Origin of the sequence: Phocaeicola coprocola DSM 17136, from assembly GCF_000154845.1 — a bacterium.
GTDB classification, from domain to species: domain Bacteria; phylum Bacteroidota; class Bacteroidia; order Bacteroidales; family Bacteroidaceae; genus Phocaeicola; species Phocaeicola coprocola.
Window position 1 is genome coordinate 146,919 of the sequence record NZ_DS981490.1, and the last position, 10,111, is coordinate 157,029.

The following is a 10,111-nucleotide window of genomic DNA, read 5'->3' on the forward strand; positions in this document are numbered from 1 at the left end:
ATCGAACTATACGGTTATGAAAAAATATTTATTAGGACTTCTACTGTTTTTCGTTTCATGTGGAATAGGTAAAACCTATCTATATGAATTAGACTTTACGGAAGATAAAGACAGAAAATCGGGAAATATATTCAATGTGTTCGTACATGACAAAAAAGGTAACGCTTTCGATGGAACAGCATGGTCAAGCGATGGAAAAACTCTATCCATAGAAGTAAACAATGGCATTCTTGTTTGCTTAAAGATGTATTATGAAAATGGGGAAATGGCTACATATAGCACATTACAACAACGTACCTATTATGATAAAGATGGGAATGTGATAAGCGAAACAGATTTTAGAGCAGGAATAGATTCTGAAACTTTGTCACGCATGAGGATGGCTTCAATGGAGTTAGAGAAAAGATAGCTTAGATAACAGCCCAATATGATTCAAACCTCAATAATATATAATTAAAGTAGCTAAGTATGAAGCAGTTAAATAAATGCGTGTTGTTTTTTATCGTGCTATTCCTCAATACTACTTATCTATTTGCAGACATTGGTAATCGTGGTAGATGGGATAACGGTGGAACTTCTAATTTTGGAATGTCCTTATGGGTACTTTTGGGTATTATCGCAGGAGGATTCTTTGCATGTATTTTTATTAAAAACGGCTTGGAGAATGGATTCAAAGACAAGGAACTGAATAAAACTGGATGTATGTCAATAATTGCTACTATTGTTGGATTATTGGTTTTAGTATCTATGTGTTCACATTAAATAGAAGTATGTATGAAATTCAAATTCTTAGCATTCATATTAATCGCATTCAGTATCAATCTATATGCTGATGAATACAAGTTTGATTATGCAGTTATTGACAATGAGAAAGTGACGACTGTAAGTGCTTCAAATATTACAGCCCATCTTATTAGTGAATCTAAAGCTACTGTAACTTATAAAAATGAGACCGTTACTCTAATATCTAAAGATGGTTACGAATACAAAGGCTTTGGTGAAAGTGGAGTGGTAATCGTTTCTAATAGAGTGAATGGTGTATTAAGTAGAATTACCATAGGAGGAACTTTTAGAGGACAAACCGTTATACTTGTTTATAAGCGGATTAATAGCAAATAACATCTTGATAATTATGGATATTCTCAAATATATTGTATGTCTGATTATTGCAGCTATCATTTATTTTATAGTCGGGCTTATTGCTTGGAATATTGTATGTTCATGGGTTGATATGTCATCTTGTACATTAGTGGAAATTAGTAATTATAGAATATACACATACTCTGGAATAGCTTGTATTTCCGCGATTATAGCTGAAATAAGAGTAGGAATAAAAAATGGGCGTGATATGGACGGGGCATGTACAATTCTATTTGTCACTGGATTTCTTGCACTTATGGCTAATCATTGGGAAAGCATGTGGGATAGTGTCGCTGTTATCCTAACTATTTTATACAATATTATAAATATTGTAATAATGGCATATTGCTTTTATAAGAGTAATGAATGATATTTCCATTTACATAAACTACCATGAAAAATACTGTTATCCTTTTAATTAGCATAGCTACATTTATAGCCTGCACCAAACAAAAAGCGGAACAAGTTTCTACCATAGACAGCACTTTACAAGTAAGTGTTGATTCTATCCTGCAAAACAAGCTATCCGAACTTAATGCTACGGTAGGGCAAGTTATTATAATGGAAGTACGGACGGGAGAAATTAAAGTTTCTGTTGGTTCTGATTCTATTCTGCAAGAATCGGGATTAGTGCGTATCGCTTCACTTTTGGCAGTATTGGAAACAAAGGCAGTCAAACTATCCGATTCGATAGATGTTGCAGATGGTGTCTTAGCTATTGGTAAAGATACATTGTGCGACCATAATTGGCATAGGGGTGGATATGGAAAAATCACAGTGGAACAAGGCTTTGGAGTAGCATCCAATATCGCCAATTACAAAATAGTAAAAAAAGTATTTGAGAATGAACAAGCCTTTTCGGAAGCACTTGCAAAGTATGGTTATCAAGTGAAAGACACAAGTCTTGTTTATAATCCTTTGGGATATGGCATTCTCACCACTCCATTACAGAACTTGACTTTCTTTAATTACATAGCTAAAAGTAAGACTGCCATAAAAGAAGCATTGGAATACTCTGTTTCTAATGGATTAGCTAAACCTGCCCAATCAGATAAAGTTAAAGTAGCTGGAGCAACGGGAACAATTCAACTTCCGAACGGTGAATATGCGGTAGAATTTTGCGGTTACTTCCCTGCCGATAATCCGAAATACAGTGTTATCGTTACCATTAATAAGACAGAATTACCTGCAAGCGGTGGACTGATGGCAGGTGATGTTTTTAGGCAGATTGTTGATATTATGAATGAAAGATAATGAGAAGATTGCTATTTATCATTATTGGGCTACTTAGTTTAGCGGCTTGCAAAACAGACAAGACATCTGTTCCGCAAGAATTTGAGTGCTTTAATCAGCCACATATATACATAAAATACAAACAGCCTATAAACGGATATACAGTAAAGGTTATGTGGTTGCAATATGGTGAGGTAGGTAATGCTCTATTCTGTTTAGAGAAACAAGGAGTACAATACTACTACTTTGCGGAGAAATGGACTGATAAGATTCTGTATGATAAGGGTAACACATATCCGCACAACACTGTTATAGAATTGGACTATACAGCCAAATTAGAGAGCGAAGAATACCTTTCGGATGATTCTCCTTTCTTCTTTTCTGATGTTGATTTTGATGGAGAAGATGAGTTTATTATCAACCGCTATAAAAGTGGTTCAAGAGAATCAAATGCCTATGATGTGTACGATATTAGCCCATACGGTTACTTTATACGGAAAGCAGAAGCACCATTTACAGAATTAGAAAACGGACAATGTGAGTTTGATTCAAAGAACAAGACCATTACTGTTTACGGCTCTAATGGATGGAACAATACTATCAATAATACCTATCAACTAAAAGGAGATAAAGTTGAATTAGTACAATCAGAATAATTATTTAAAAATCAAATAGAAATGAAAATATTTAGATTAGTTGGAATGGTTTTATTAGCCTTGTGCGTGAATTTCACTTCTTGCAGTGATGACAATGAAGAAGACCCCAATGTGTATTATGCTTATGGCATCTATTTAGGAGATTTATCAACTAATACGGACTATATTGAAACAGAACTTAGGATAAATGAAGTGGAGCAAAGTATAAAGTTCAGACCATCATATAGTTCTTCGGGATTGGATGGCGGTGCTTATGTTACAGAATTTCATCCATTCACGGAGGAGCAATATTTCTATATAATAAACCGCTGTGATATTTATGTAAATGAAGAGATAACTAAAGAGAATCTGATTGAAAAGTTTCCCGAACTTCCGCATGAATTTAATTTCTTATGGCAGTGCTTAGGTGAATATGAATATATTGCATATTATCCAGTAGATTCTCCTGATGGAGTTCTCAACGTATTTGTCTATAACAAAAACAATTAAGAGATTGCAATAGTATTCTTCGTAAACCTATACGCAAAAAGCCAACCTACCCAATTACGGATAAGTTGGCTTTTTCAGTTCTGAACAAATATCTATTAACCATAAACTATGTGTTATACAACTCTATTCAGAGTTACAGAGAATACCAAGTAATTGAAGCGTATTTCCAGCAGACAGATTTTTGAGAAAAACGGCTTTACATACCCGTTGCTGATTTAGCTACCGCTATTCTATTATATAATGGAATACAGTATATGAATGTTTTTTGAGTTAGCAGAAAAGCTACTCTATACTATTATATACTATATCATTAGATAGATAAAAAACTGATAGTCAAAAGCAAAACTATAAGAAAGAATCATTGCATAACAGCGTAATATTGACTAACTTTGTGGTGCAGTTTGAAGCTGCAAAGAGATTATTAATTTATTGTTGAATCTATCTTGTTTACGTGTAAACCAACATGTAAACCGCAACTTGAAAGGACTTCTTCTAATAAGATATAAACGGAAGTAGCTCAGTTGGTTGCCTTTAATCCTACGGATTAAAGGACATTAGCCTTCCAAGCTGAGGGTCGCGGGTTTGAGTCCCGTCTTCCGCTCTTCTGAAAAGACCATGAGATTCATGGTCTTTTTTTTATTTTACCCTTCAATATTTAATAAAACCAAACGGAAAGCACGGGTCAGTAGAAATTTAGTGGGGATACGCATATAGCTTCGCAATGCGGAATAAAAAGAACTTCTTATCAGCTACGCCTCTTAGATTTGCTCTGAACAGTTTAATTTTTGCATTGAACGATTCTGCCATCGCATTTGAAGAACGATGGTTGTAGAAATTCAGTATTTCATCATAGTGCTCATAGAAAGTAGCAGCAATGACATTAAAAGAATGCATCCCTGCTTCTTCTACTTTATTATACCATCGTGCCATAGCCAGACGTGCAGCGTCCTTTATGGTGTTCTTAGAGAAAATCATCCGCAGGGAATGGCACAAACCGTATGCCTTTTTGATGTCAGGGTATTCCTCAAATAGGATTGCTGCCCTTTGCTTCTGTTTTTCTGTCCATTTATCAGCTGACTTGAAAAGCAGATACCGGGAGCGTATAAGTAATTCCCTACGGGTATCGCCATTGGAATATCGGTATGGGACATAATCTTCGTTCTTCCGCTTAGCTTCTTCCATTTCCTCATTGGCCTGCTGTATGGCATCCCAACGGTGTTTGATGCGTAATTCCTGCACAGCATCACAAGCTAATCTCTGAATGTGAAAACGGTCTATCACACGGCTGGCTTCAGGAAATGCAGTCCGTACAATCTTGCGCATGGAGTCTGAAAGGTCAAGTGTCACTTCTTTAACGGCATAACGGCTTTCCTCGTCAATTCGTTGCAGCACAGCTATTACATCGGGTCAGTAGAAATTTCGTGGGGATTATTTTTTATACTCGTAAAGTATTGCTTACTTCGCATTATGAAAAACGATTATTTGAACATGCTAGCCAGCCTCGTGTTGCCGGCTCAGATATTAGATTACTTTCTTATCTCTGGAGTTGAACAAACCTCTCAAGAGATTCATATTAGTCTGGATGAAAAGATGAATTCCAAGTTAAGCAATGACGAACATTTTGAATCCAAAGGTTTTATGGAAGCTGTTAATGTGACAGACTTTCCCATACGGGACCATAAGGTAATCCTCAAGATCAGACGTCGTCGTTGGACGGACTTGCGCACAGGTAAAAGTTTCAGTATTCCCATCGACCTCGATGTTGTAGCCAAGGGAACCAGATACTCCAAAGAATTTGGGGCTTTTTTAAAAGAAACGTATGGAGACATCCCCAGTGACCTGCCGTACGCTTGAGGAATTCTATCATATAGATGGTCATACATTTGAAAAACAGTACAAGGAGGTTCTCAGCGGATATCGTAATTGGGAACAGTTATCCCATGCCGGTGAATGGATGCTGTTTCCGGAAAATATGGGACCGTATCTGGCGATTGACGAGACCTCACTCTCCAACGGTGAACTTTACACCTTTGTAACCAACCGTGATGCCTGTACGAGAGAGTGCTCCCTGGTAGCTGTCGTGGCAGGAACTAAATCAGAGGATGTAATAGCTGTGCTGCAACGAATTGACGAGGAAAGCCGTTATGCCGTTAAAGAAGTGACACTTGACCTTTCAGACTCCATGCGCAAGATTGTACGGACTGCATTTCCTGAAGCCAGCCGTGTGATAGACCGTTTTCACATTCAGAGATTAGCTTGTGATGCTGTGCAGGAATTACGCATCAAACACCGTTGGGATGCCATACAGCAGGCCAATGAGGAAATGGAAGAAGCTAAGCGGAAGAACGAAGATTATGTCCCATACCGATATTCCAATGGCGATACCCGTAGGGAATTACTTATACGCTCCCGGTATCTGCTTTTCAAGTCAGCTGATAAATGGACAGAAAAACAGAAGCAAAGGGCAGCAATCCTATTTGAGGAATACCCTGACATCAAAAAGGCATACGGTTTGTGCCATTCCCTGCGGATGATTTTCTCTAAGAACACCATAAAGGACGCTGCACGTCTGGCTATGGCACGATGGTATAATAAAGTAGAAGAAGCAGGGATGCATTCTTTTAATGTCATTGCTGCTACTTTCTATGAGCACTAGATGAAATACTGAATTTCTACAACCATCGTTCTTCAAATGCGATGGCAGAATCGTTCAATGCAAAAATTAAACTGTTCAGAGCAAATCTAAGAGGAGTAGCTGATAAGAAGTTCTTTTTATTCCGCATTGCGAAGCTATATGCGTATCCCCACTAAATTTCTACTGACCCATTACATCCTCTGATTTAGTTCCTGCCACGACAGCTACCAGGGAGCACTCTCTCGTACAGGCATCACGGTTGGTTACAAAGGTGTAAAGTTCACCGTTGGAGAGTGAGGTCTCGTCAATCGCCAGATACGGTCCCATATTTTCCGGAAACAGCATCCATTCACCGGCATGGGATAACTGTTCCCAATTACGATATCCGCTGAGAACCTCCTTGTACTGTTTTTCAAATGTATGACCATCTATATGATAGAATTCCTCAAGCGTACGGCAGGTCACTGGGGATGTCTCCATACGTTTCTTTTAAAAAAGCCCCAAATTCTTTGGAGTATCTGGTTCCCTTGGCTACAACATCGAGGTCGATGGGAATACTGAAACTTTTACCTGTGCGCAAGTCCGTCCAACGACGACGTCTGATCTTGAGGATTACCTTATGGTCCCGTATGGGAAAGTCTGTCACATTAACAGCTTCCATAAAACCTTTGGATTCAAAATGTTCGTCATTGCTTAACTTGGAATTCATCTTTTCATCCAGACTAATATGAATCTCTTGAGAGGTTTGTTCAACTCCAGAGATAAGAAAGTAATCTAATATCTGAGCCGGCAACACGAGGCTGGCTAGCATATTCAAATAATCGTTTTTCATAATGCGAAGTAAGCAATACTTTACGAGTATAAAAAATAATCCCCACTAAATTTCTACTGACCCGAAAGCACACCTTTCGATTTTAATCACTATCTTAGGTTTAGAAATTTATCTAACCAACTATTAAAGACTAAACCATTATGAAGAACTTTAGAATTGAATCATTAATCCTTGCAATCGGATTGTTATTGCTGGGAATTTGCATCCAAAAAGGATTTAAATCGTTCGCAGAACGCGACAGAAGCGTAAATGTCAAAGGACTTGCAGAAATGGAAGTACCGGCTGATAAGGTCACATGGCCACTTATGTACAAAAGCTTAGGCAACGACTTGAATGCTCTATACGACAATATAAAGAACTCAAATAAAATCATTACTCAGTTTCTTATAGAAAAAGGTATAGACGAGAAAGAAATCAGCATTAATGCCCCTGAAATCATTGATCTAAAAGCTGAACGATACAGCAATAATGACAATAGTCCCTACCGATACAACGTTACAACTGTCATTACAGTAACTTCAAATAAAGTGGATTTAGTAAGAAGCCTTATAGCAGAACAAGGTGAATTGCTAAAAAGAGGTATTGCAGTAACAGGAGGCGACTACCGGTACAATGTGCAGTATGAATACACGGGACTTAATTCTATCAAACCTCAAATGATAGAAGAAGCAACCAAAAACGCACGTCAGGCTGCGGAAAAATTTGCAAAAGACTCGGAAAGCGAACTAGGAAAAATACGGCACGCCAATCAAGGACAGTTCACTATTACAGATCGTGACGCCAATACTCCTTATATTAAGAAAGTGCGTGTAGTTACGACTATTGATTATTCGTTAGAAGATTAACAGATTAATCAGACATCAAAAGAATATATAAGAAGCAGAGCTCGCGTGCAAAACAATCCACCTGCACGCGAGTTTTTTTATAAACCCATAACACTTCTCTCCTATCTTCCTCCACGAGAAGAAGCAAAACATCCAAACCTGCTTATACAAGAATCCAACTATAAACATAAAGTAAGACTGGAAGCATAACCTAACACAGCCTAACCAGAAATTCCCAATATCTCTTAAAGTTTCTATCAAAAAAATCATGAAATGTTGTATCATTCAGGATTTTATTGTACTTTTGCAGCCGATTTATATAAACAATATAAAGTCTAACACAATTAGTTATTTACAAACAATTTATTAATTTAATGGAAAACTTAAAAAACATTGCTCCTATTGAAGATTTCAACTGGGATGCTTATGAAAGCGGTGATGCAGTAACCAACGTAAGCAAAGAAGAACTTGAAAAAGCTTATGACAGCACCTTGAACAAGGTTAACGACCGTGAGGTTGTAGATGGTACTGTAATCGCAATGAACAAACGCGAAGTTGTAGTTAACATTGGCTACAAATCAGACGGTATCATTCCGTTGAGCGAATTCCGTTACAATCCTGATTTGAAAGTTGGTGATACTGTAGAAGTATACATCGAAAACCAGGAAGACAAAAAAGGACAGTTGATTCTGTCACACAAGAAAGCTCGTGCTACTCGTTCTTGGGATCGTGTTAACGCAGCTCTTGAAAATGAAGAAATCATTAAGGGTTACATCAAGTGCCGCACTAAGGGTGGTATGATCGTTGACGTATTCGGTATCGAGGCATTCTTGCCGGGTTCTCAGATTGATGTTAAACCTATCCGTGACTACGATGTATTCGTAGGAAAGACTATGGAATTCAAAGTTGTTAAAATCAACCAGGAATTCAAAAACGTTGTTGTTTCTCACAAAGCTCTTATCGAAGCTGAACTGGAACAGCAGAAGAAAGAAATCATCGGTAAACTTGAAAAAGGTCAGGTACTTGAAGGTACTGTTAAAAATATCACATCTTACGGTGTATTCATCGACTTGGGCGGCGTAGACGGTTTGATCCACATCACAGACTTGTCATGGGGCCGTGTAAGCGATCCTCGCGAAGTTGTTTCTTTGGATCAGAAGTTGAATGTAGTTATCCTTGACTTCGATGATGAAAAGAAACGTATCGCTTTAGGTTTGAAGCAATTGACTCCGCATCCATGGGATAGCCTTGATCCAAACTTGAAAGTTGGTGATCACGTTAAAGGTAAAGTTGTCGTTATGGCTGATTACGGAGCATTCATCGAAATCGCTCCGGGCGTAGAAGGTTTGATCCACGTTTCTGAAATGTCTTGGTCACAGCACTTGCGTTCAGCTCAGGACTTCATGAAAGTTGGTGATGAAATCGAAGCTGTAATCTTGACTTTGGATCGTGAAGAACGTAAGATGTCTTTGGGTATCAAACAGCTGAAAGCTGATCCATGGGAAACTATCGAAGAAAAGTATCCTGTAGGTTCTAAGCACACTGCTAAAGTACGTAACTTCACTAACTTCGGTGTATTTGTAGAAATCGAAGAAGGTGTAGACGGTTTGATTCACATCTCAGACCTGTCTTGGACTAAGAAAATCAAACACCCATCAGAATTTACTCAGATTGGTGCAGATATCGAAGTTCAGGTATTGGAAATCGACAAAGAAAACCGTCGTTTGAGCCTTGGTCACAAACAGTTGGAAGAAAATCCATGGGATGTATTCGAAACTGTATTTACTGTAGGTTCTATCCACGAAGGTACTATCATCGAAATGTTGGATAAAGGTGCTGTAGTAGCATTGCCTTACGGTGTTGAAGGTTTCGCAACTCCGAAACACTTGGTTAAGGAAGATGGTTCACAGGCTCAGTTGGACGAAAAGTTGGAATTCAAAGTAATCGAATTCAACAAAGACGCTAAGAGAATCATCTTGTCTCACAGCCGTATTTTCGAAGATGCAGCAAAAGCTGAAGAAAAAGCAGAAAAGAAAGCTACAAAGAAATCATCTAAGAAAGAAGAAGCTCCTATGATTCAGAACCAGGCTGCTTCTACAACTTTGGGTGACATCGATGCATTGGCTGCTTTGAAAGAACAATTGGAAGGTAAGAAATAATTCTTAAATTCTAGAATCGAGTAGGAGGTAAACATTAATCATAGGTGTTTATCTCCTATTTTCATGTTCACCGACCTCTCACACCACCGTACGTGCCGTTCGGCATACGGCGGTTCCTATTTTGGGTACCATTCGAGATACGA

11 protein-coding genes, 1 tRNA gene and 3 pseudogenes are annotated in these 10,111 nt (G+C 38.1%); 12 read left to right on the forward strand and 3 right to left on the reverse strand.

Annotated elements, in window-relative coordinates; all coding sequences use genetic code 11:
* Positions 1-16 precede the first annotated feature (16 nt).
* The 8 genes from BACCOP_RS12895 to BACCOP_RS12930 all read left to right on the forward strand — a co-directional run bounded on the left by BACCOP_RS12895 (position 17) and on the right by BACCOP_RS12930 (position 4,119).
* Positions 17-409, forward strand: a complete 393-nt coding sequence (locus BACCOP_RS12895; protein WP_007569766.1) for a hypothetical protein — start codon at positions 17-19, stop codon at positions 407-409.
* Between the two features lie 59 nt (positions 410-468).
* Positions 469-762 (forward strand): hypothetical protein, encoded by a 294-nt coding sequence (locus tag BACCOP_RS12900; protein WP_007569767.1) that lies wholly within the window; start codon positions 469-471, stop codon positions 760-762.
* A 12-nt stretch (positions 763-774) separates the two neighbouring features.
* Positions 775-1,119, forward strand: a complete 345-nt coding sequence (locus BACCOP_RS12905; RefSeq protein WP_007569768.1) for a hypothetical protein — start codon at positions 775-777, stop codon at positions 1,117-1,119.
* A gap of 13 nt (positions 1,120-1,132) precedes the next feature.
* The gene (locus BACCOP_RS12910; protein ID WP_007569769.1) at positions 1,133-1,510 is read left to right on the forward strand and encodes a hypothetical protein; all 378 of its coding nucleotides are present in this window, start codon (positions 1,133-1,135) and stop codon (positions 1,508-1,510) included.
* 23 nt (positions 1,511-1,533) lie between these two features.
* Entirely contained in the window at positions 1,534-2,394 is an 861-nt protein-coding gene (locus BACCOP_RS12915; RefSeq protein ID WP_007569770.1) for a penicillin-binding transpeptidase domain-containing protein, read from the forward strand.
* Entirely contained in the window at positions 2,394-3,029 is a 636-nt protein-coding gene (locus BACCOP_RS12920) for an XAC2610-related protein (RefSeq protein ID WP_007569772.1), read from the forward strand. Before BACCOP_RS12915 ends, BACCOP_RS12920 begins: the two co-directional genes overlap by 1 nt.
* A gap of 21 nt (positions 3,030-3,050) precedes the next feature.
* Positions 3,051-3,518 (forward strand): hypothetical protein, encoded by a 468-nt coding sequence (locus BACCOP_RS12925; RefSeq protein WP_007569774.1) that lies wholly within the window; start codon positions 3,051-3,053, stop codon positions 3,516-3,518.
* Between the two features lie 507 nt (positions 3,519-4,025).
* Positions 4,026-4,119, forward strand: a tRNA-Gly gene (locus BACCOP_RS12930).
* Positions 4,120-4,211: 92 nt separating this feature from the next.
* Here BACCOP_RS12930 and BACCOP_RS12935 read toward each other — a convergent pair.
* A pseudogene (locus BACCOP_RS12935) lies at positions 4,212-4,922 on the reverse strand (ISAon1 family transposase); the annotation flags it as partial.
* A 63-nt stretch (positions 4,923-4,985) separates the two neighbouring features.
* Between BACCOP_RS12935 and BACCOP_RS12940 the strand changes: the two are divergent.
* Together BACCOP_RS12940 and BACCOP_RS12945 are read left to right on the forward strand one after the other, a co-directional pair.
* Positions 4,986-5,372, forward strand: coding sequence for an ISAon1 family transposase N-terminal region protein (locus BACCOP_RS12940; protein WP_007565224.1), 387 nt, complete (start codon positions 4,986-4,988; stop codon positions 5,370-5,372).
* A pseudogene (locus BACCOP_RS12945) lies at positions 5,338-6,329 on the forward strand (ISAon1 family transposase). Before BACCOP_RS12940 ends, BACCOP_RS12945 begins: the two are co-directional and overlap by 35 nt.
* Before the next feature lie 13 nt (positions 6,330-6,342).
* Here the strand turns inward: BACCOP_RS12945 and BACCOP_RS12950 are convergent.
* Positions 6,343-6,633, reverse strand: a pseudogene (locus BACCOP_RS12950) (ISAon1 family transposase); the annotation flags it as partial.
* Positions 6,599-6,985 (reverse strand): ISAon1 family transposase N-terminal region protein, encoded by a 387-nt coding sequence (locus tag BACCOP_RS12955; protein ID WP_007565224.1) that lies wholly within the window; start codon positions 6,983-6,985, stop codon positions 6,599-6,601. The gene BACCOP_RS12955 and the pseudogene BACCOP_RS12950, both read right to left, overlap by 35 nt.
* Positions 6,986-7,125: 140 nt before the next feature.
* Here BACCOP_RS12955 and BACCOP_RS12960 point away from each other — a divergent pair, with 140 nt between their 5' ends.
* The gene (locus BACCOP_RS12960; protein ID WP_007569794.1) at positions 7,126-7,830 is read left to right on the forward strand and encodes an SIMPL domain-containing protein; all 705 of its coding nucleotides are present in this window, start codon (positions 7,126-7,128) and stop codon (positions 7,828-7,830) included.
* Positions 7,831-8,183: 353 nt separating this feature from the next.
* Positions 8,184-9,968, forward strand: coding sequence for a 30S ribosomal protein S1 (gene rpsA / locus BACCOP_RS12970; RefSeq protein WP_007569796.1), 1,785 nt, complete (start codon positions 8,184-8,186; stop codon positions 9,966-9,968).
* The last annotated feature ends 143 nt before the right edge of the window (positions 9,969-10,111 follow it).

Excerpts from the sequence above, each read along its gene's own strand:
- rpsA (WP_007569796.1), top strand. The coding sequence starts at position 8,184 with ATGGAAAACTTAAAAAACATTGCTCCTATTGAAGATTTCAACTGGGAT.
- BACCOP_RS12910 (WP_007569769.1), top strand. The coding sequence starts at position 1,133 with ATGGATATTCTCAAATATATTGTATGTCTGATTATTGCAGCTATCATT.
- BACCOP_RS12955 (WP_007565224.1), bottom strand. The coding sequence starts at position 6,985 with ATGAAAAACGATTATTTGAATATGCTAGCCAGCCTCGTGTTGCCGGCT.
- BACCOP_RS12940 (WP_007565224.1), top strand. The coding sequence starts at position 4,986 with ATGAAAAACGATTATTTGAACATGCTAGCCAGCCTCGTGTTGCCGGCT.
- BACCOP_RS12925 (WP_007569774.1), top strand. The coding sequence starts at position 3,051 with ATGAAAATATTTAGATTAGTTGGAATGGTTTTATTAGCCTTGTGCGTG.
- BACCOP_RS12920 (WP_007569772.1), top strand. The coding sequence starts at position 2,394 with ATGAGAAGATTGCTATTTATCATTATTGGGCTACTTAGTTTAGCGGCT.
- BACCOP_RS12900 (WP_007569767.1), top strand. The coding sequence starts at position 469 with ATGAAGCAGTTAAATAAATGCGTGTTGTTTTTTATCGTGCTATTCCTC.
- BACCOP_RS12895 (WP_007569766.1), top strand. The coding sequence starts at position 17 with ATGAAAAAATATTTATTAGGACTTCTACTGTTTTTCGTTTCATGTGGA.
- BACCOP_RS12960 (WP_007569794.1), top strand. The coding sequence starts at position 7,126 with ATGAAGAACTTTAGAATTGAATCATTAATCCTTGCAATCGGATTGTTA.
- BACCOP_RS12915 (WP_007569770.1), top strand. The coding sequence starts at position 1,534 with ATGAAAAATACTGTTATCCTTTTAATTAGCATAGCTACATTTATAGCC.
- BACCOP_RS12905 (WP_007569768.1), top strand. The coding sequence starts at position 775 with ATGAAATTCAAATTCTTAGCATTCATATTAATCGCATTCAGTATCAAT.